This window comes from Psychrobacter sp. H25, from assembly GCF_059076335.1.
In genome coordinates this window covers 1,547,085-1,569,159 of record NZ_JCACRV010000001.1, presented here as the reverse complement: position 1 = coordinate 1,569,159, position 22,075 = coordinate 1,547,085, and the positions used below count along the sequence as shown (strand labels likewise).

Annotated in this window: 12 protein-coding genes; 8 read left to right on the top strand and 4 right to left on the bottom strand. The window is 43.7% G+C overall.

Annotated features, from left to right (window positions below):
* Nucleotides 1–71 precede the first annotated feature (71 nt).
* From AC5JPO_RS06290 to AC5JPO_RS06280, 3 genes are all read left to right on the top strand, one after another.
* Nucleotides 72–6,278 (top strand): DNA repair ATPase, encoded by a 6,207-nt coding sequence (locus AC5JPO_RS06290; RefSeq protein WP_493853552.1) that lies wholly within the window; start codon nt 72–74, stop codon nt 6,276–6,278.
* A gap of 80 nt (nt 6,279–6,358) precedes the next feature.
* Nucleotides 6,359–6,520 (top strand): DUF2256 domain-containing protein, encoded by a 162-nt coding sequence (locus AC5JPO_RS06285; protein WP_075106903.1) that lies wholly within the window; start codon nt 6,359–6,361, stop codon nt 6,518–6,520.
* Nucleotides 6,521–6,565: 45 nt separating this feature from the next.
* Complete coding sequence (locus tag AC5JPO_RS06280) at nt 6,566–6,706, top strand: DUF2256 domain-containing protein (RefSeq protein WP_493853551.1); 141 nt, start codon at nt 6,566–6,568, stop codon at nt 6,704–6,706.
* 11 nt (nt 6,707–6,717) lie between these two features.
* Here the strand turns inward: AC5JPO_RS06280 and AC5JPO_RS06275 are convergent, their stop codons facing one another.
* The 3 genes from AC5JPO_RS06275 to metH all read right to left on the bottom strand — a co-directional run bounded on the left by AC5JPO_RS06275 (nt 6,718) and on the right by metH (nt 14,082).
* On the bottom strand, nt 6,718–8,913 hold the full coding sequence (locus AC5JPO_RS06275) for a KAP family P-loop NTPase fold protein (RefSeq protein WP_493853550.1): 2,196 nt from the start codon (nt 8,911–8,913) through the stop codon (nt 6,718–6,720).
* Between the two features lie 225 nt (nt 8,914–9,138).
* Nucleotides 9,139–10,068: a bile acid:sodium symporter family protein gene (locus AC5JPO_RS06270; RefSeq protein ID WP_493853549.1), complete on the bottom strand. Its 930-nt coding sequence runs from the start codon at nt 10,066–10,068 to the stop codon at nt 9,139–9,141.
* Between the two features lie 210 nt (nt 10,069–10,278).
* On the bottom strand, nt 10,279–14,082 hold the full coding sequence (gene metH / locus AC5JPO_RS06265) for a methionine synthase (protein WP_493853548.1): 3,804 nt from the start codon (nt 14,080–14,082) through the stop codon (nt 10,279–10,281).
* 565 nt (nt 14,083–14,647) lie between these two features.
* On the opposite strand from metH, the gene AC5JPO_RS06260 reads away from it, so the two are divergent.
* The gene (locus AC5JPO_RS06260; protein WP_493853547.1) at nt 14,648–15,202 is read left to right on the top strand and encodes a fasciclin domain-containing protein; all 555 of its coding nucleotides are present in this window, start codon (nt 14,648–14,650) and stop codon (nt 15,200–15,202) included.
* A gap of 430 nt (nt 15,203–15,632) precedes the next feature.
* The gene (locus AC5JPO_RS06255; RefSeq protein WP_493853546.1) at nt 15,633–16,247 is read left to right on the top strand and encodes a fasciclin domain-containing protein; all 615 of its coding nucleotides are present in this window, start codon (nt 15,633–15,635) and stop codon (nt 16,245–16,247) included.
* Nucleotides 16,248–16,791: 544 nt separating this feature from the next.
* Here AC5JPO_RS06255 and AC5JPO_RS06250 read toward each other — a convergent pair.
* Complete coding sequence (locus AC5JPO_RS06250; protein WP_319051746.1) at nt 16,792–18,330, bottom strand: alanine/glycine:cation symporter family protein; 1,539 nt, start codon at nt 18,328–18,330, stop codon at nt 16,792–16,794.
* Nucleotides 18,331–19,408: 1,078 nt separating this feature from the next.
* Between AC5JPO_RS06250 and AC5JPO_RS06245 the strand changes: the two genes are divergently transcribed.
* The 3 genes from AC5JPO_RS06245 (at nt 19,409) to AC5JPO_RS06235 (ending at nt 21,955) form a co-directional block, all read left to right on the top strand.
* Nucleotides 19,409–20,035: a LemA family protein gene (locus AC5JPO_RS06245; protein ID WP_443527198.1), complete on the top strand. Its 627-nt coding sequence runs from the start codon at nt 19,409–19,411 to the stop codon at nt 20,033–20,035.
* Between the two features lie 124 nt (nt 20,036–20,159).
* A complete protein-coding gene (locus tag AC5JPO_RS06240; protein WP_493853545.1) occupies nt 20,160–21,338 on the top strand; it encodes a TPM domain-containing protein in 1,179 nt (392 codons plus the stop codon).
* 68 nt (nt 21,339–21,406) lie between these two features.
* A complete protein-coding gene (locus tag AC5JPO_RS06235; RefSeq protein WP_493853544.1) occupies nt 21,407–21,955 on the top strand; it encodes a TPM domain-containing protein in 549 nt (182 codons plus the stop codon).
* The last annotated feature ends 120 nt before the right edge of the window (nt 21,956–22,075 follow it).

Below are 22,075 nucleotides of genomic sequence, written 5' to 3'. Positions count from 1 at the left end.
CAAATAGCTTCTTATTTCCTGATTGCCAGACAATTCTCTTATTATGTAAAAACAGAAACGGACGAGCAACGATGGCGGACACGCAATACCCAACCAATTCAGATAGTAAAAGCGATCCTAATGCGAACCAAGCAACCCAAACCGATCAGGCCGTGGCCTCTGGTAATGCGTACGAGCTCATCAAAAAACGCCTAACAGAGCAAGGCAGCCGTCTAGAGCAACTGACCGCCAAACTAAATGCTGCGCGTCTGACAGAGTTCGGCAGCACTCAGATGCAGGTCATTGCCCGCACGCGCATCCGTACCGAACACAACTGTGTGGCGCAAGATATGGTGCAAGTTGGCGACTATCTGCTGTTTGGCTACAACGTGTTTATGGGGCTAAAACGTGCCAGCAATGTTAAGGATGTATTGTCGCTATATCGCTTGATAGATCCTGCTGATAAAAATGACAGCGATGAGAGTCCGCAGAGCAATGTTGGTGGTGATAGTGCTGAACAAGAGTATCAGCTCGAAGAGGTCGATTTAAAAGGGACGTTTTTAGATCAAGATGCCTTTGTCCAAGACTTCAATGAGCTCTATCGCTATTACAAGCAAACACGCCTGATTCAGCTAACCGTGAAAGACAGCAAGCTGCTATTGGCCTTTCAGATCGGTGAGCGTATCACCGATATTCGGGTATTTCGTTTTGCGTTAGATTTTAGCCAAGGCACACCAGAAGCTGCCCAAGTCGCCTACGTGGACAATCGCGGCGAGCGTGATATTGAGTTGCCGCCTGCCTATGACTTTGATTGGATTGAAACCACGCGAGAGCAGATGGTCAATGGTAAGTATCCGCACATGAATATCTTGGATACGATATTTGTGGAAACGGTCGGTGGCGATTTGACTATTAAAATTGAGGACAACACCCAATCAGGGCAGGGCATCTATAGCGAGCCTGTCAATGACCGCACCCAGTCGCTCACCGATGCTGAAATTGCTTACGCCAAGGTCGGTAGCTTAATCCTCCTCAAAATACTGCCGTACCGCGAAGAGCATTACCGCTATTTTGTTTATAACACCTTGACCGAAGCGGTGCTGCGTTTGGATGCGATTGGTCAGTCCTGTGTACAGTTGCCCGAAGATCACGGCATTATATTTCCGGGTGGTTATTATCTACAGACGGGCGAGTATAAGCTGTTCGATGCCAACAGTGTCGGTGCCAAAAACTTAAAGTTTAAGCGCAAAATCATCTCAACGAATGGCGAAGATGTTCTCTTCTTATTTTACGATAGAGAGCTGGGCATCACGGGGCTATTTCCTTATAACCTGATCAAAAAACAACTGGCAAACCCAATTTATTGTAACGGTATGGCATTGGCAGACAATGGTCGCTTGGTACTGTTTAGTGACCAAAGTGAGCCGTCGCGCATTCATCCGATGCAGATATGGCACACCCCTTATGCCTCCCCTGAGTATGTGAGCGAATTGCCTGAAAGCACGAGCTTCTATGGCAAAATTGGTAACAAAGAGCTGGTACGCGGCATCTCTGATCTTTATAGCATTACCCGCCTCATTGACAACCAAAGCGTATCACAGAAGCTCTACGAAGAGCTGTCGGACAATACCAGCAGGTTATTTGATAGCTACTACTGGCTGTCTGAGCCTGAGCTGAGCGACGTCGCCAGTAGTATTAAAGAAGTGACGGCGACGGCTGAGCTGGTCATTGATGAATTTGCCAAAGTCCAAAGCATCCAAAAGCAAACCCAAACCGCGCTCGCGGATGCCGAATCTCAGCAAAATGAGATTTTGCGGCAGATACGGGTCACGACGTTTGAGTCTGCCAGCGACTATGTCGATCAGCTGTCAGCATTAAGACGACAAAAAGGTCGCTTGGTCAGCCTAGAGGATTTGCGTTATTTAGACAGTGATAAATTAGAAGCGTTGCAAGCGCAGCTAGAAAAAGCAGAAAGCGATCTTGCCGAAAAAACCGTACTGTTTTTAAGCGGTGATAAAGCGCTATCAAGCTACGAAGGAATATTGGTCGATGTCAGTGAGCGCTTAAACACGGCAGAGACCAATGCTGAATTAAAACCAGTGCTGGATAAAATTGACGATACGGCGCAAGGGTTAGATTTATTGACCGAGCTGCTCGGTACGTTAGATGTTGCTGATGCCACGGTACGCACGCAAATCATCGATGACATCTCGACCATTTATGCCAGCCTCAACCAGAGCAAAGCCAAGCTCAATCACAAACGTAAAAACTTAGGATCTGCTGAAGCGGTCGCGCAATTTGGCGCGCAGTTTAAGCTGTTTGGTCAGTCGATTGCCAGCGCCTTATCGATTGCCAATACGCCTGAAAAATCAGACGAGCAAATGGCAAAGCTGCTCGTACAGCTAGAGGAATTAGAAAGCCAGTTCGCCGATCCTGAGACCAATAGTGGCGATCAGTTTTTAGCCGATATCATCAGCAAACGTGAAGAGATCTACGAGACCTTTGAAAACCATAAGCAGCAACTGCTCGATGCCCGCAATCGTAAAGCGCAAAACCTAGGTGATGGCGCGCTGCGGATGCTTGAGAGTATTAAGAAGCGTACGCAAAGCACAGGCGTGACGGGCTTTACCGAAGAAGAAGCGCTCAATACTTACTTTGCCTCAGATGGATTGGTACAAAAAGTCCGCAATATGGCAAAAGAGTTACAAGCGATGGGCTTTAGCGTCAAAGCCGATGACATTGATGCGCGCCTAAAAGCCATTCAAATCGAGAGCTACAAGAGTCTAAAAGACAAGTCGGACTTGTTTGAAGATGGCGGTCAGATCATCAAGCTTGGCAAGCACCGTTTTTCGGTTAACACCCAGCCATTAGACTTAACCTTACTCAGTCGTCAGCAATCAGATGGCAAGCGCGTGCTCAATTTGCACCTGACAGGTACCGACTATTATGAAGTGCTCGACAACGCTGAATTAAATGACTTGCGTCCGTATTGGGAGATGAATATTGCCTCCGAGTCCGACAAGGTATACCGCGCCGAGTACTTGGCGTATAGCATCATCGAAAGTGCCAAAGACAGCCAAGACGGCCTAACCGAGACCCGCTTATACCAAGCATACGACGAAACCGTCATTACTTTGGACGTCAACGGTGATATCTATAATGACAGTCCGCTGGCAAAATTGGTCAAAGCCTATGCCACCCCGCGTTATCAGCTCGGTTATGACAAGGGCATTCATGACCATGATGCTACGCTACTGTTGATGCAAATACTGCCGACATTACGCGAGGCCGGGTTACTGATTTATACCCCGCAAGTACGTGCTTTAGCACAGTTGTTCTATTGGCAATTAAACATCGTACAAGCGCTGGGGCTAGATAACCTACGTCAATTTGGCTACGACAATTGGCTGAATGAGTCAATACTGACACGCGCAAATAACTGGACGGATAGAGCCGCTACCGCCGAGCAGTTGCGCCGTGCATTGGGCAGCGACACTGCTAAATCCTTACTGGTCGAGGACATGAGCCAAGTGATGCACCGTTTTGTCGCGGCCTATTGTGACGAGCGTATTGGCAGTAGTCATGATGCTAAGCAGCCGTCAGACGCTGCATTGGCGTCAGAGCCAGATTCAACGACCAGCGATGTTCATAACACTAATATTTTTAAGCCAAGCTATGTGCAGTTGGCGAGTGAATACTTAGTCAGCGTCATGGGGCAGTCAACGGAATCAAATGCTGCTGCATATAATACAATAAACTGGCAGACCAGCAAGCAAGCCGAGCAATTATGCGAGCAGCTGAGCCAAACGCTAAGTAGCTCGCCCGTCAGTACGCAAAGTAATGCCAGTTTTGCGCAGCTACAGTCCTCAATTGGTAAGCTTGGCTTCCAACCCAAATCAGCCTATGAGTTGTTAGCCACATGGTTTCATGCACTGCTTGATAAGACTTACGGTAATAGTGAGTCGGCTAACGCAGCAGATGATGGTTTGGGTGAGGCAGGTGAGGCGCTTAGTGAAACGCAGCTGGCTGAACGTCAAGAAAAAGACGCACTACGTAAGCAGCAACTAGAGAGTGGTCGTCATTATGTGCCAGAAGCCATTGCTGTATTACTCACTCAACTGAACGATGCGCAGCGTGAAGCTTTGGTACAGCGTCTGATTGATTCGGGCGCGCGCTTTGATAAAGGCGGCGCAAATAAAAGCACAGCTAATGCCGCTTCCACCTTATCGTTCTCTTCACCTCCAGCGTCATCATCAACGTCACTGACCAGTATCAATAACCCGCTCAATCAAGTGCAAAGATTTGCGCGTCACACGGGTAAGGTATCGCTTGAAATACAAGTCAATAATCTACTGGGTGAACATTCGCGTATTCATCAGCAGAGCCTAACCTTTGCCGTCGATGACTTTTTAAATCGTCTGCATCACCATGACACCCAAGTGATTCCTGCCTATCGACGCTATCTGGCCATGCGCTCAGAGATATTACATGAGTCAAAAGAAACCTTGCGATTGGACGAATTTATGCCGCGTCCATTGTCCTCGTTTGTGCGTAACCGCCTGATTAATGAGAGCTACCTGCCGCTCATCGGTGACAACCTTGCCAAACAGATGGGCACGGTCGGCGAGGATAAGCGGACCGATTTGATGGGTATCCTCATGATGATATCGCCACCAGGGTATGGTAAAACGACCTTGATGGAATATGTAGCAAATCGTCTCGGTCTGATCTTTATGAAGATTAATTGTCCATCACTCGGTCATGACGTCACCTCATTAGATCCTGAAAAAGCCCCCAATGCCACGGCAAGAGAAGAGCTAAATAAAATCAACTTAGCCTTTGAGATGGGTAATAACGTCATGCTGTATCTCGATGATATTCAGCATACGCACGCGGAGTTTTTGCAGAAGTTTATCTCACTCGGCGATGGGACGCGCCGTATCGATGGCGTCTGGCAAGGCAAGACCAAAACCTATGACATGCGCGGCAAAAAGTTCTGTGTGGTCATGGCGGGTAACCCGTATACCGAGAGCGGCGAAGCCTTTAAAGTGCCTGACATGCTTGCCAACCGTGCCGATATCTACAACTTAGGCGACATCATGAGCGGCATGGAAGACATATTTGCCCTCAGTTATATCGAAAACTCACTAACCTCTAATAGTGTCCTCGCACCACTAGCAAACCGTGATTTAAGCGATGTACATCGTTTGATTAAAATGGCAAAAACAGACAACGCCAACCTCGCGCAAGCGCAAAGCAGCGATCTAACCTATCCATATAGCACCTCAGAGATCAACGAGATTGTCGCGATCTTGCGTCATATGTTTGCCGTGCAAGCAGTCATTCTGGACGTCAACCAAGCCTATATCGCCTCCGCCTCGCAAGATGATAAATACCGCACCGAGCCGATATTTAAGCTACAAGGCAGTTATCGTAATATGAATAAAATGACCGAAAAGCTGTCAGCGGTCATGAATGAGAATGAGCTAAACCAGCTGATAGACGATCACTATCTGGGCGAGTCGCAGCTATTGACCCAAGGCGCAGAGAGCAATCTACTGAAGCTTGGTGAGATGCGCGGCACCTTAACCGAGGCAGAAAAAGCGCGTTGGGCGCAAATCAAAGCCGACTTCTTACGTAATAAAGCCATGGGCGGCGAAGACGGCGATACGGGTGCGCGTATCGTCGCGCAGTTGGTCGACTTGGCGAGTGGCTTCAATACTATCAGTCGTCAGTTTGAGACGTACTTAACCAAAAACGATCCAGAGCAAATCGCCCGCTTGCGAGAAGCAGAGCGTAAGGCTCAGTTAGAGACTCAGATGGAAGCGCAGCTAGCCTCACAAAAAATCCTCGCCGATAGCGTGATCAATAACGCCAAAGTCGTCAGCGATAGTATCGATAATGGCTTTGAGAAAAGCGTGAGCCAATTGCTACAAATATACAAGCATGACCACAAAGCCGAGGGCGAGTACCTTAAGCAAAACCAAGACGCGCAAAAAGTGCTGATGGTACAGCTGGTCGATGCCGTCGAGCAGCTGGCACACAATATGGCGGACAGCTTATCTCGTAGCTTAGCCGAAAGCCTGATTAAAAATGAAGACAGTAAAGCCGTAGAGAACGATGCGCCTGATATTCATGAGCAGACCACACTGATGGCCAATGCGCTCAAGCAAGCGCTGGCACCACTGACGATGCGCATGGATGAGAAGCTCGCGATTGATAGCAGTACTGATCAGTCTGGTAAGCTGATCGTCAACAGTCTCAATCGCCTAAATAAAATATTTGACGATTATGACTAGTAACTGTGACTAATAGCAATGATACGTAGTAGGCTATAGTGACACGCGACGGATGTCGTAAACAAACCAATGAGAAATGTATGGCGCACAAAAAAAAGAACGTTCGAAAAAAACTCTGCCCCGTCTGTGAGCGTGAGTTTAGTTGGACGAAGAAGCTCGATAAAAACTGGGAAAGCATGGTGTACTGCTCAGACCAATGCCGTCGAATCAAGAAATATGAGGGCGTAGAACATCAAAAGTAAGATTTCACCATAACGCAAATAGTCAAAAGTAGATGGGAGCAAACAATGGCACATAAAAAAGTAAATCTACCGCAAAAAACCTGCCCCGTCTGCCAGCGTCCATTTACGTGGCGCAAGAAGTGGGAGAAAGACTGGGAGCAAGTGATTTATTGTTCTGAGCGCTGTCGGCGAGGGAAAAAGGTGTAATAGAACAAAAACTAATCTTCACGAGGTTCATAAAATAAGCTTTTCATTTCAAGCTCTTTACTGTTCGTGGAATTTATACTATTTGCGATTAGTAGCTGTTCAAAATTATTTATATTAACGAAGCTAGAAATTAGATCTTTGTCTACAAATGTAGTCTCGCTTGTACCATAATTTGAAACTGTTCTACTAGTTCTTATAAATACGTTATATATTTGGAAAAAATCGGATGGATTGTGAAGCAGCTGACTTATGTAAGCTTTACAGCTATTTTGATCATAACTATACCAGAATAACAAAAATGTCACGCGACGTTCATGCTTGACGAAATCTTCTAGTTGGTTTTTGATAAATCCTTCTATATTTGCAGCTATCTTATCTCGGATGATCTTAAGATCGTGTTCATTTATAGAATAATTTTCACTTCTTTGTTGAATTCTTGAGTAGATTGTAGGAAGTAAAGACGATAAATGATTATCATCAATGAATTTACTTAAAATATTAAACTGTTCATCTTTAAAGCTTTTTAAAGAGTCAAAGAATAAAAAGCCCACTCTATTTTTGTCTGATATCATACCTTCATTTTTTACTATACTGTATAAATAATCTAAAGAGTTAAAATAATTACTAATTAGATTATTAGGTATTTTATTGATATTGGAAAATGAGCTTTCAATAAAGCTATCAAACTTATCGTATTCATAGATATTATTTAAATACGCTCTAGTAGATTGTTCATCATCTAAATTTTTGAAAAAAACTATAACTTCGTAAGTAGATAATTTGTTAGATGATATTTTAAGTGTGAAGTATCTGTCAAATCGACTTTCGTGAGAAATCATATTTTTGACAATTTTTTCTTGCTGGCTATTAGTATCGAATGACTCTTCAATATAGCTATGGAAGTCTGGGAAGATAGTTTTTATCAAATTAATAGAGTGATTGTTACAAAAATTACTTATAAATAGATTAGCTATATCCTTTTTTTCTTCATCTGTCATGCTTATCAGATTATTTGTATTTTTTAACCTACCTAGCATTAAATCTCTATTTGCATGTATAGCTGAATATAGTTTCGGCTCAAATATTCTAAATGTCTCCAAAACCATAAAATCCACAAAATTAACTTCTAGATAATCATTTTCTAGCTGTGATATCAAATTAAATTCGAAAGAATTAAGAAATTTATAAACAGAGCGCAAGTTGGTAAAATAACTAGCTAAGCCTTGCTGGTAAAAAATATCGGTAAAATAACCATTATCAAAAACTTGATCGAAGTTGTCATGTTTTACTTTATCTAAAATTAAATTTAAGCGGTCTATAATATATTTTCTTAGCATAATGACATCAGGTTCAGGGACTTTAAACTCCACCTGAACTATTTTTTCCATATATTCATGACCAGTTTGAGTGTTATCTGTTATTTTTTTCTCTAGAACAGATTTTGAATATAGAAGTAAAAATACAATATTTTCAAAATCAGTATTAGTTTTAACTAATTGCATAACTGTAAGAATCTGATGACGTTGCAGTCTATCGATATCATCTATTATGATGATTATAGGATCATTAATCTTAGATAAGCTTTCCGCAATACCTTCTTTTAATTCATTAACAGACTGACTGTTTTCATTTGCTAAATATTCATTTCTATCCATTATGGATTTAAACAGCCCACCCAGTCCTTCAAAAAAAACTAGCCAAATAGCTAACACGCTTATTATTAGGTTAGATAGTAATTCAGGTGAAGTATTATTAGAAAAAATTTCAATAAAGAAACTACCCCCAAGTAACACACCTAACAGAAGTGGAATAATTTTTATTGCAGGGCTTGTAATGACTTGTATATTATTCAGATAATAACTATATCTTCGAAATTTTTCAGCTAATCTCTTATATTTTTTATTATTGTCTCTAAGCTCTAGCTCACTAGCTATTTCCTTAAAAAATGCACTCATGATCAGATCTTGAGATGACCACTCCCAAGGCTTAAATTCGATTATACGTGTATCCTGATTAGTTGTTTTAATTCTATTAACTACTAAATTTTTAACAGACGTTTTCCCAATTCCCCAATTCCCTGTAAGAGCAATTACCCACGAATCCTTATGTTTCCATTCTATAATTTTATTAGCTAATTCATGTGAAAAATCTTTTCTGTTAAGGAAGTCATCTTCAGCTCTTTCAATTGGTTTGTCATTATGTATCATCGAGTTTTCCTAGAGCCAAAGTTTACGATAACTGTTAGTTTGAAAACATTATAATTATTTTAAGCATAAAGGTGAGAAAAGATTTGCCTTCTATTCTTAAATGAATGAGTTAGCATATTGATATTGATAGCGTAGATTGTAAAGTTACATGCTAACCCTAACCCTCCAATAAACTACAACTAACTTCATTGACATTCAAGTGCTTATAATTAAGAAATAAAACTCCTAACTCGCATCTCTTTTAGCAAAAATATTCGCAACCAGCGCACCACTAAAGTTATGCCAGACACTAAATATCGCACTCGGCAGAGCAGCGACAGGGTTAAAATAAGTCGCGGCAAGGGCAGCGCCTAGACCAGAGTTTTGCATGCCCACTTCCACCATAATGGCACGGCGCTGTTTCTCCGTAAATCCAGACAAGCGCGCGATCACATATCCTAAGGTATATCCCAGCATATTGTGTAGAGCAACGACGATAAAGACGATGGCACCGCTATCTAAGATGGTCGCTTTAGACACTGCTACCACCGCCGCGATGATAATAGATATACCCAACACCGACACCATTGGCAATACCTCCGTGACGAACTCGATTTTTTTACCCAAAAACTTATGGAATATAACACCGAGTAATATGGGCAAGATGACGATTTTAGTAATGGTTACCATCATACTGGCTAGGTCGATATCGATCAGCTGACCGGCAAACACGTTTAATAGAATAGGCGTCAAAAAAGGCGCAAGTAAGGTGGAGATAGAGGTAATCGCGACACTCAGCGCCACATCCCCTTTTGCCAAAAATGTAATCACATTACTAGACGTACCGCCAGGGCAGCAACCTACCAAGATGACACCGACCGCGATTAAAGGATCAAGGTTAAAAATGACGGTTAATAGGTAAGCAATCAACGGCATGAGCGTGAACTGTGCCAACAGTCCTACCAGTACAGGCTTGGGGCGTTTGACAATCTCTAAAAAATCTTCGGTTTTGAGCGTCATACCCATGCCAAACATGATGATGCCAAGTATTGGCACAATCAGAAAAGCCAATGAAGCAAAAAATGTAGGAAACACAAAGCCTAACACGGCACTGGCCAATGCCCAGATTGCAAACGTTTTGCCAATCCAACTAGAAAGTAATGCAATCTGATTCATAGCCTGTCTCACAACAATAAAAATAATATAGTAGACAATAATCTAGAATGGTTATTGCTAGTAAATGATAAAAGTATTTTGCTATGAACGTAGCGATAAGTTCGCTGATAGTAAATAAAGGATGCGCCATAAAAAATGGCTTACCCACATTAAATGAGTAAGCCAAAAAATTATCACAAATTATTTAAGTGTTAACTGAGTTTTAAAAATCTACAAATTCGGATTTAACCACTTTTCAGCCGTTTTTATATCCCAGCCTTTACGCTCAGCATAACTCTCTAACTGGTCACGACTGATCTTACCGACATTGAAGTACTCACTATCAGGATGCGAGTAATAGAATCCGCTGACCGATGACGCAGGCCACATCGCGTAGCTTTCAGTTAGTGTCGTACCGATTGCCTCTACCGTGCCGAGCCAGTCAAACAACTTACCTTTTTCGGTGTGCTCAGGGCAAGCAGGGTAGCCAGGGGCAGGGCGGATGCCGACATATTTTTCTTTGATCATCTCATCATTGGTGAGAGATTCAGTCGGCTGATAGCCCCAGTAGTCTTTGCGGATCAGCTCATGCAGATGCTCGGCAAAGGCTTCTGCGAGGCGGTCAGATAGCGCCTGTACCATGATGGCATTATAGTCATCACCTGCCGCTTTATAGTGCTCAGCCAGTGCTTCTGTACCGACGATAGAGACGGTAAAGCCGCCCAAGTGATCGGTATGCGTCTCTGATGGCGAGATAAAGTCTGCCAAGCTAAAGTTTGGCTTGCTACTGGCTTTGTCGCTCTGCTGACGTAAGTGTTCGAACTGATAGGTCGGTTTGCCGCCATCAGCAGGCGTATTGTCATAGACGGTGACGGTATCCGAGTCAGTACGGCGGGCCGGCATGAGTTTAAACACGCCTTTTGCGACGATTGATTTTTCTTCAATCATTTTTTGTAGCAGCTCTTCTGCATTTTCAAACAGATCTCGCGCCGCTTCACCCACCACATCATCTTGCAAGATTTTGGGATATTTGCCCGTCAGACCCCAAGAGATAAAGAACGGTGTCCAGTCGATATAGGGCAGTAGGTTAGTGATTGGATAGTCATCCAATATCACTTGTCCTAACTTATTTGGCACTGGTGGCACATAGGTTTCCCAATCATACTGAAAGCCAATCTTGACCGATTCAGCATAGGTGACTTTGGCGGCTTTTGGTTGACGCTTAGCCAGACGCTCACGTACTTTGATATACTCTTCGCGGGTCTCATCGATAAGGGCAGTACGGTGCTCTTTTGATAGCAGCTTGGTCACCACACCGACTGAGCGTGAGGCATCTGAGACATAGATGACCGCATCGTTTTGATATTGCGGCTCGACCTTGACGGCCGTATGCGCTTTCGATGTCGTTGCGCCGCCGATCATTAGCGGCAGGGTCATACCGCGCTCTTGCATTTGCTTGGCGACATAGACCATTTCATCGAGACTTGGGGTGATCAGACCTGACAGACCGATGATATCAACTTTTTCTTTAATAGCCGTATCGAGGATGGTTTCGCACGGTACCATCACGCCCAGATCGACGATGTCGTAACCGTTACAGCCAAGAACCACGCCGACGATATTTTTGCCGATATCATGGACGTCGCCTTTGACGGTTGCCATTAGGATTTTACCTTTGACTTCGCCTTCGACTTTTTCCGCTTCGATATATGGGTTTAGCCATGCGACGGACTGCTTCATCACGCGGGCAGATTTGACGACTTGCGGTAAGAACATTTTACCCGCACCGAATAAATCACCGACGATATTCATGCCGTCCATGAGTGGCCCTTCTATGACCTCTAACGGTTTGGGGTATTTCTCCCAGGCTTCTTTGGTATCTTCTTCGATAAAGGTGGTCACCCCTTTAACGAGAGCATGAGCGATGCGCTCTTCTACTGTGCCCTCACGCCAGCTCATATCGACGGTGCTGTCTTTTTTCTTGCCGCCATCTTGGTAGTTCTCAGCGACGGTCATTAGACGTTCAGTCGCATCTTGACCAGTTTCGCCTTGGTTGCGGTTGAGCATGACGTCTTCGATGGCATCACGCGCTTCTTTTGGAATATCATCGTACAGCTCCAGCATGGCTGGGTTGACGATACCCATGGTCAGACCGTTTTTGATCGCATGAAATAGGAACACAGAGTTAATCGCTTCACGAATCGGGTTACCACGGAAACTAAACGAAACGTTGGACACCCCGCCCGAAACCATCGCATTTGGTAGGTTTTCCGTGATCCAGCGCGTGGCATTAATAAAGTCAGCACCGTAGTTATTGTGCTCGGTGATACCCGTGGCGACGGCAAAGATATTAGGGTCAAAAATAATGTCCTCAGAAGGGAATCCTACTTCATTGACCAGCACATCATAGCTACGCTTCGATATCTCAATCTTGCGCTCGTAGGTGTCAGCTTGTCCGTCTTCATCGAACGCCATGACGATAACGGCTGCCCCATAACGCATACACAATTTGGCGCGCTCAACGAACTCAGCGTGACCTTCTTTTAGCGAGATGGAGTTGACGACAGATTTGCCTTGCGTACGCTTGAGGCCTTCTTCGATGATGTCCCATTTAGAGGAGTCAATCATAAGCGGCACACGGCTGATATCTGGTTCGCCTGATACGAGGTTGACGAAGTGAATCATCGCCTGCTTGGAGTCGAGCATGCCTTCGTCCATATTGATATCGACGATTTGCGCGCCGCCTTCAACCTGATCGCGCGCGACATCGAGTGCCTCAAGATAGGCTTCGGTCTTAATCAAACGCAGGAATTTTTTGGAGCCTGTGACGTTGGTACGCTCACCGACGTTGACGAATAAGCTATCAGCATTGATGGTAAAAGGCTCTAGCCCCGATAAGCGGCAGGCAGGCGCAATCTCTGGAATGATGCGTGGTGGATAGTTTGCCACGACTTTAGCGATTTGACGGATATGCTCAGGCGTCGTACCACAGCAGCCGCCCACGATGTTTAAGATACCTGCTTTGGCAAAGCCTTCTAGCAGCGCAGCAGTTTCTTCTGCTGTTTCGTCATACTCACCAAACTCATTGGGTAGACCCGCGTTTGGATGCGCAGAGACATAGGTATCAGCGATGTTTGATAGTGTTTGGATATGTGGGCGCAGCGCATCAGCACCAAGCGCACAGTTAAAGCCAACGGATAGTGGCTTGGCATGGCGAATCGAGTTGTAGAATGCTTCCGCCGTTTGACCAGATAGCGTACGACCTGAGGCATCGGTGATCGTACCTGAAATCATGATTGGTAGCTCAAAGCCAATATCTTCAAACACACCTGTGATCGCAAATATCGCCGCTTTGGCATTTAGCGTATCAAAGATTGTCTCAATCAAAATAAGATCGACGCCACCTTCTATCAGGCATAAAGTTGCTTCACGGTAATTAAGCACCAATTCATCAAAAGTAATATTACGAAATGCAGGGTCGTTGACATCAGGCGATAGCGAGCACGTACGTGAGGTCGGACCGACCACACCAGCGACAAAACGCGGTTTCTCAGGCGTCTTGGCGGTAAACTCATCAGCCGCTGCGCGCGCAATCTTGGCTGCTGTTTTGTTCAGCTCAGGCACCAAGTACTGCATGTCATAGTCAGCCATCGACAGGCGCGTACCGTTAAAGGTATTGGTCTCGATAATATCCGCACCAGCTAACAGATGATCATGATGAATGTCTTTAATCATGTGCGGCTGAGTCAACACCAGCAGATCGTTATTGCCCCGTACGTCTTGGTCGATATCAGCGAAGCGCTCACCACGATAGTCAGACTCTTCTAGCTTGTAGGTCTGAATCTGCGTACCCATCGCGCCATCTAGCAGCAGAATTCGTGACGTCATTTGCTCGATGATACGGGCGCGTGCCGTCAGCTGCTGCTCTTTATAAGGAAAGACAGCAGGCGGTGTCAGAATAAAGTCATCAACAGATGACGAGCTAGAAGTAATGTCAGAGTGAGAAGAAGTCTGTGAAGTCATCGTTTGAGTCATAGTAGCGCTGCTTATATCGTCAATATTATAAAAGGAAGGAATAACAAATAAATAGAGTAAAAAATCTAATAAAGAGGGGTAGGCAAATTCGCATTATTCTAGCATGAAACATATCCCCCACGTGGATACTGCCTATTCTACTTTTGTGATAGACAAGCAGTTTGGCTGTGGCACTGCTTACAGCATGATATCGATTCTATGTCGTATAGAAAATAAGAACAAATGAATATCATTTCGCTTAGAGATTACATAAAGCTTTGGTTTTGCAAATGAAAGTCAACGGTTGTTCTTACAAGTGCGACAGAGTTTACACCTGTACTACAAAAAGTTGCGCAAAGGCAGGTTGATAGTTGTCTTATAAATGTTAATTTGATTTCAGAAAGATAAGGTCTTCGTAAGTTTTGCTTATAAGTAAAAATCACTGCTTAAGTAGCTCAGACAGGTATTCTCATATTAATGTGAGGTATCAGTTCAAGTTACTATATAAAACAAGCAGCTTGTATAAGAAGCGAATGTGACCTGTAAAACTATAGCTAACAAATACTCAATCATTAAGGATAATGTTATGAAATTAACCAAACTTGCTACTATCGGTACACTAGCCATTTCTGTTGCTGGTCTAAGTGCCTGTAATAATATGATGCCAGCGCAAAGCGCAGACATGAAAGCACCAATGCACAGCCAAAACATGGCGAAAATGAATGTTGTACAGGTTGCCCAGGGCAATTCTGATTTTTCAGTATTAGTAGAAGCGGTACAAGCAGCAGGCTTAACAGGTATGCTGTCTGACCCTAACGCGGACTATACTGTATTTGCACCAACTAACGCTGCATTCATGCAAGCATTGCAAGAAACAGGCATGACCAAAGCGCAGTTATTCGCCAATAAGCCATTGTTAACGAAAGTTTTAGGATACCACGTAGTCAGCAGCGATATGGCAATGTATGCCAAAGACGTCAAGCCAGGCAACGTCATGACTGCAAGCAAAGATACATTGATGGTTACCAACCAAGGTAAATTAATGGATGAAAACGGTCGTACTGCCAATATCGTAAAAACAGACATCGCAGCCACTAATGGTGTTGTACATGTCATCGATAGAGTATTACTACCTAAATAAGACTCAGTAAAAATACTCAAATTTTATAGCAAAGCTTGAGTAAACAGCTACTATTTGATGAACTTATCATCGAGTAGTAGCTGTTTTAAAATTTAAGAAGAAGTTTAGGAAAGAATTGATAACCATCGTTTAGCTAGTCAGACAGATATATCTTGTGAGTATTTACAGTTAAAAACGCGATTGTATTTCAAATATCGCAATAACTAATATACAAGTTGATAATGCTGTATACGTGATTGATACAGTGCCACTACTTAAGTAAGTATCAATTAAAAATTAAATCGTTAGAATTGTAGTTATTGATATAGCGGACATAACATTATGACTGATTGATTGGTCATACTTACAATATATCAGTCACTGTTATATTTATTGAAAACAACACATCGTTAAATAAATGACGCACCCAATTATATAAAAGGAAATAACCATGTTAAAGAAGAACTTATTATCTATCGCAGTCGTTACAGCAGCCATGTCACTAGCAGCCTGTAATGACACCGAAACCGTTGCTGAGCCAGTTGAGCCTGAAGTTACCACTGAAGAAGTGGCCATGGATCCTGTTGTAGAGACTGACCCAATGGTTGAAGCAGAGCCAATGGCAGACGATATGGATATGGAAGCGACGCAAACCATCGCAGAGCTAGCAGCAGGTAACGAAAACTTAACTATCCTAACAGCCGCGCTACAAGCAGCTGGTCTTGACAGCATGCTAATGGAAGACACTAAGTACACTGTATTTGCACCAACTGATGATGCATTTGCTCCTGTACTAGAAAAACTAGGTGTGACCAAAGAAGAGTTGTTGGCCAATACAGACCTATTAAAAACAGTACTTCCTTACCATGTCGTAGCAATGGAAGTTCAAGCTGCTGATATCCCTTATGGTACTGATATTGAAACAGCGAACGGTAAAACCATCACTATCAGTGAAGATAACGTGATTACCGATGCTACTGGTGGTACAGCAAACATCACTGGTACAGACATCATGGCGACAAACGGCGTAGTACATACTATCGATGCAGTGTTGATGCCTGAGTAAACTATTCTGTAATGTAGGTTAGTCTTATGATTCACATTTGATAACGTTGAACCATAGAACTGATTTTACAGAGAAAGCCTAGCCATAGTGCTAGGCTTTTTTGTACTTATAAGATAATGAACCTGCAAGATAAGGAAATAGTCGTCACGTCTCAAACATCTAGAGCGCAATCTGATAATAAAAAAGTTACGAAAGTGCTTTGAGTGTTTAGATGACAAGAGCACATACCAGAAATATACTTGGCGTTGCTGTCACTCTAGCAAAAGATGAGCAGTTTTTCTGATATAAGCATAAAAGAGTAGGCTACTCGTTGGGCTACTGCAAGCAATTATTATTAAGAAACGTTTTATCAGACAAGGCTACTATCAGAGTAAAGTTTGCATACGGTTAAGGTTTAAACTTATCTAAACCTACTGCAATAGTCGTTACAACGGTATGTACGAAAATAAGACAACAAAAAAGCCCGAGACCATTGCCTCGGGCTTTTTATTAGAGTGAGCAGTACCTACTCTAAAACATACTATGCGTATTATCTACGTATATGTTATTTGCGTAGTGGATCTGCATTCATTCTTTTTTGCTCTTCTAGATGACGCTCTTCCCAATAAGGTGCATTCTTGATACCGAATTTAGCAGGATCAAAACTATAGCGTTTTACGCCAGCTTTACGCTGTGCTTCGTAGTCTTTAAGCATGGTAAGGGTTGGACGTGCCACAATAAAGATAACCAAAATACCAACAATGTTGAGCCAAGCCATAAGACCAACACCGATATCACCAATTGCCCAGATGTAACCAGCTGAGTTTAGACCACCATAAGCAACCATCGCCATGATCAAGATCTTAACCAAGAATAGACCTGTTTTGTGCGCGCCGCGACCGATAAAGCGAGTCAAGTAAGTGACGTTTACTTCAGCGATGTAGTAGTAAGCCAAAATCGTTGTAAAGGCAAAGAAGAATACAGCGACAGCGATAAAGGTATCACCGAATGAGCCGTATACTGATTCCATTGCCATTTGCGTAAAGGCAGGTGCGTTGATTTCAGTAGTCGCTGCAACGTTTTGAACGATGAACTGACCATCAGGTAGCGTACCTTGGATGTTGTATGTACCCATCGTTAGGATCATAAAGGCAGTAGCAGAACATACTAACAGTGTATCAACATATACTGAGAATGCCTGAACCAGACCCTGCTGTGATGGATGCTCAACTTCAGCAGCAGCAGCAGCGTGAGGACCTGTACCTTGACCCGCTTCGTTAGAGTAGATACCACGTTTTACGCCCCAACCAATCGCTGCACCAAAACCTGCTTGTGCAGTGAACGCATCACCAACAATCATACCAAATACTTGTGGGATCATGCTGAAGTTAGCGAACATGATGATCAACGCTAGAACGATATAGCCAAGTGCCATGAAAGGTACGGCGTACTCGGTAAAGGTTGCAATACGCTTAATACCACCAAAGATGATGATACCTAGTACGACTAAGATAATAGCTAGTGCCACTAAACGCATAGAGCCGACTTCTAGGCCACCAACGTTCATGATCGTACCTTCGCCCATTACCTGTGCAAACGCACTGATAACACCGTTCGCCTGTACACCAGGTAAGAACATACCACAAGCTAATATAGAAGAGATTGCAAAGAGGATGCCGTACCACTTTTGACCAAGGGCACGCTCAAAGTAATAAGCAGGGCCACCGCGATATTCGCCAGTTACCACATCTTTTTCTTTATAAATCTGTGCAAGGGTAGACTCGACGTAGGCAGTAGATGCGCCTAAGAAGGCCACAACCCACATCCAGAATACAGCACCTGGGCCACCGAAGCCGATAGCAGCAGCTACCCCAGCGATGTTACCCATACCCACACGTCCTGCGAGGGAAACGGCTAGTGCCTGAAATGATGAAATACCTTGTGCACTAGATTTACCAGTGAATAGGAGTTTGATCATTTCACCGAATAGACGCACCTGAACGAAGCGCGTCATGATGGAATAGAATAGACCAGCACCCAAACACAGATAGATCAGTGCTGGGCTCCAGATAATTCCATTTACTAAGTTAACTAAACCTTCCATATATATATTCCTAGTACTGTCTTGAGGTGGCTCTGTATGCTAGGAGTAAATTAACTGGTTAACTTACTTATCTAAGTTAAGCAGTTAAATTATCTGCATTGACTCATATCTTTATTAGTTAAGTCTCATACGTGCTTAGCCACCAAAAATGGACTGTAGTTGTCTGTATTTATCCGCTTGGCTTATCGACAATAAAACCATGTGCAGAGTACTTATCGTCGATAGCATTAATATCAGCTGCGTTTGTAAATGTTATACAGCATCAATTCGTGCGGTGTCCTATCATCACGCTATTAATGAGATGAGTCATCAGTTAACCCGCGGATAAAACAGGCGGTTATATAATTAAATACTCGTCATGACGATGGTATTCAATTTGCTATGAGCCATTACGATTGACTACACTGCTGATATGGCGAATTGATAGCATTAGAAAAGATTTGGTGGCTGGTTGACGTTTTTATGTCTCAGCTACCAACTCGCTAATACGTATCAAACTATAAGTCCACTACCAAATGTATTCAAACCGTACGGCTACGTAACTGCAATTTGCCATATTTTTATGCTAATTACTAGAAATTTCTTTGTAGAGAGCAGATATATTCGAATTTTATTTGACAGATACATTAGCAAGTTTTGGTTTAGATATAAATAATTGTTTGTATACATACAACTTTTCGTCTATTTGAACCAGTTTACTAACCTACCAATCTATGTACAGTCGCGAAATCAGATAACTGGTGACGTACGTGGTTGTGTTTTGGTAACGGTCAATTGTAAAAGCTTTGCGATAGCGCCATTATTATCATGACATCCTGTAAGCTATCGACATTGTTAGCGGATTACCAATATATAGAAGCTATCGATATATGGAAGTTATCGATGTGGCTGCCGATAATATTGTCGATAAGAATAGCGAGTTTTGCGCATATTGTATTTTGACTGCTTATAAACAGTCGCCTCGATACAAAATACAAAACATATGTGACTGCTCGATGATTATTGGGACATATACGCAAAAATTATTAAAAATGGGTTATTAGATATTTGTTATTTATCATTATTAGGAGAAACAAAGATGACGCGCAAATCAATTATGAAGCCGATGTTGCTAGCAGCACTATTGACAACCTCTACGGTTGGTCTAAGCGGTTGTGGTTATAACAACTTACAGGCGCAAGATGAACAAGTAACAGCGTCGTGGTCAGAAGTGGTCAACCAATATCAGCGTCGCAGTGATTTGGTGCCAAACTTAGTCAAGGTTGTACAGCAGTATGCTGAGCAAGAGCAAGAGGTCTTCACCCAAGTAGCTGAAGCTCGCTCACGTGCTGGCGGTATTACTGTGACACCTGAAGTACTGAACGATCCAGAAGCAATGGAGCGTTACGCTGCGGCGCAAGAGCAAATGACTGGGGCGCTGTCACGTTTAATGGCAGTATCTGAGCGATATCCTGAACTAAAATCAGATGCGTTGTTCCAAGATCTGCAGGCGCAGTTAGAGGGTACAGAAAACCGCATTGCTGTATCTCGTAATCGCTACATCCAAGAAGTGCAAGGTTACAATACAACGGTGCGCCAGTTCCCAACCAATATCACGGCAAAAGTATTTGGCATGGATACCAAGCCAAACTTTAGTGTTGCTAATGAGGAAGCTATCTCGACCGCACCCAGTGTCGATTTTGGAGATTCTGCAGCAGCAGAGTAGTACTGGTTAAAAATATACAGAATAGAGCGGTGTATGCCGCTCTATTTATTTAGCTGATGACGTAATGACGCCTAGCTAATGTCTGTCAATCTGTAAAAATGTCATTTGAGGTGGTATAGATTAGATGAATAATTCAAAAGCAATCTTATCAGCATTATTGTTTACACTGAGCATCGGTGGAACATCAGTGCTACATGCTGCACCAGGTGATGATGTTGGCAGTGCTGCTGCGACAGATAATAACTCAAATCTACAAAACCGTAGCGTTGAAGATCTGGTAGCCATTGCAAAAGCAGGAGAGTCCAACGAAGCCATCAATGATGCAGTATTGAACAATGATGCCATTAACGGTGCGGTCTTAGGTAATGATGCGATCAATCCAAGCGCGGCGAATGATGAGGCAATAGCTGAGGCGCAAGCCCAACCACCAATAACCTCAAGCGCCCAGAGCGTCGATGCCGATAAACTCATACTCAATGAGCCAGTTGTCGATCAGGCCAATATCCTAAACCCACAAGAAAAACAGCGCTTAGAGGCGCAGCTGAGAAATATCTATCAGCAAGGGCTGGCTCAAGCAGCAGTTGTCATCGTACCGACGACCAATGGCTTACCTATATTTGATTATGCTTTGCAGGTTGCAGAGAAATGGGAGCTGGGTGATGACGCTATCGATGATGGCTTGCTCATCGTCGTCGCAGTCAACGATCGTGATATGTATATCCTAACTGGTTATGGACTGGAGGGTGTGCTCCCAGACGCGGCAGTCAACCGTATTATTAGAGAAGATATCACACCACTATTTAAACAGAACAACTATGGTGGTGGGATACTGGCAGGTGTGGATGCGCTCAAAACACGTCTGAGCGCTGATCCTGAAGTGCTGGCACGTGCTGATGCACAAGCTGCAGAGCGTAGCGCTCAGCAAAGTTCAGAGGAGATGCCATCTCCTATTTTCTTATTTATCATGGCGATGATATTTGGTAGCTTTATCACCAATATCCTAGGCCGAGTATTTGGCTCGATTGTCACGGCAGGTGGATTTTTTGCTGGTTCGTTGGCATTAGGCGGCGGCTTTTTTATGACGCTGATCATGGCGATATTTATATGGATGTTCTTGATTTCGCGTGGCGGCGGTGGTGGTAAAGGCGGCGGCGGTAAAGGTGGACGCAGAGGTGGCATGATCTTCTTGCCTGGTATGGGCGGTGGAAGTGGTGGCGGCTTTGGTGGCGGTGGTTTTGGTGGTGGCGGCTTCGGCGGCGGCGGTGGTGGTTTTGGCGGCGGCGGCGCTGGTGGCTCGTGGTAAGTGTCCATCAAGTTCTACGTAATAGACCAAAACAACCATTAGAACGATGTATTTGAGGAAATAATATAATGGCAGAAAACCACGCTACAAACTCCGTTTCAACTTCTAGCTCAACATCCAGCTTTGCTCGCTGGTGGCGTCAGGTCTTGTTTGTCCCTTTACTACACAGTAAGTGGCTAACAGCAGCAGCTCGGGCACGTCTCACAGAAGCAGTGACACAAGCTGAGCTCGGACACCGCGGTGAGGTTTTTTTGATTGTAGAAAACCATTTGCCTATTCAAGATGCCTATCACATGGATTGCCGAGAGCGTGCGATTGATTTATTCAGTGAGTATCGAGTTTGGGATACTGAAGAAAACACAGGCGTTCTAATTTACGTCAATATCTGTGAGCATCAGCTAGAGATTGTCGCTGACCGCGGTATTAGTGCTCACGTCAGTCCGACTGTCTGGCGTGCCATGTGCGAAAAGGCAGTATCAGGTATTGCCAGTCAAAAAACAGAAGAGAGTTTGGCTGACTTACTCGATGAGGTAGGACAGCTACTGCGTCAGTATTATCAGCTCGAACATGACCCAGCAGGCAATGAGCTGTCTGATACCGTAGTATTTTTAAAATAGCAGTGACTTGTAGGCTTTACACGTAGTAGTTGGCTCTATAAATAGAGTGACTGCTTGATTTATATGAGCAAAGGGTATAAGCAAAGTGTTTTGTTTTAGGCGATATGATTTTGATGCTAA

What these genes read in the sequence shown, in the direction of transcription:
- AC5JPO_RS06280 (WP_493853551.1), top strand. Translation starts at nt 6,566, where the DNA reads ATGGCACATAAAAAAGTAAATCTACCGCAAAAAACCTGCCCCGTCTGC.
- AC5JPO_RS06260 (WP_493853547.1), top strand. Translation starts at nt 14,648, where the DNA reads ATGAAATTAACCAAACTTGCTACTATCGGTACACTAGCCATTTCTGTT.
- metH (WP_493853548.1), bottom strand. Translation starts at nt 14,082, where the DNA reads ATGACTCAAACGATGACTTCACAGACTTCTTCTCACTCTGACATTACT.
- AC5JPO_RS06255 (WP_493853546.1), top strand. Translation starts at nt 15,633, where the DNA reads ATGTTAAAGAAGAACTTATTATCTATCGCAGTCGTTACAGCAGCCATG.
- AC5JPO_RS06240 (WP_493853545.1), top strand. Translation starts at nt 20,160, where the DNA reads ATGAATAATTCAAAAGCAATCTTATCAGCATTATTGTTTACACTGAGC.
- AC5JPO_RS06235 (WP_493853544.1), top strand. Translation starts at nt 21,407, where the DNA reads ATGGCAGAAAACCACGCTACAAACTCCGTTTCAACTTCTAGCTCAACA.
- AC5JPO_RS06270 (WP_493853549.1), bottom strand. Translation starts at nt 10,068, where the DNA reads ATGAATCAGATTGCATTACTTTCTAGTTGGATTGGCAAAACGTTTGCA.
- AC5JPO_RS06245 (WP_443527198.1), top strand. Translation starts at nt 19,409, where the DNA reads ATGACGCGCAAATCAATTATGAAGCCGATGTTGCTAGCAGCACTATTG.
- AC5JPO_RS06275 (WP_493853550.1), bottom strand. Translation starts at nt 8,913, where the DNA reads ATGATACATAATGACAAACCAATTGAAAGAGCTGAAGATGACTTCCTT.
- AC5JPO_RS06250 (WP_319051746.1), bottom strand. Translation starts at nt 18,330, where the DNA reads ATGGAAGGTTTAGTTAACTTAGTAAATGGAATTATCTGGAGCCCAGCA.
- AC5JPO_RS06285 (WP_075106903.1), top strand. Translation starts at nt 6,359, where the DNA reads ATGGCGCACAAAAAAAAGAACGTTCGAAAAAAACTCTGCCCCGTCTGT.
- AC5JPO_RS06290 (WP_493853552.1), top strand. Translation starts at nt 72, where the DNA reads ATGGCGGACACGCAATACCCAACCAATTCAGATAGTAAAAGCGATCCT.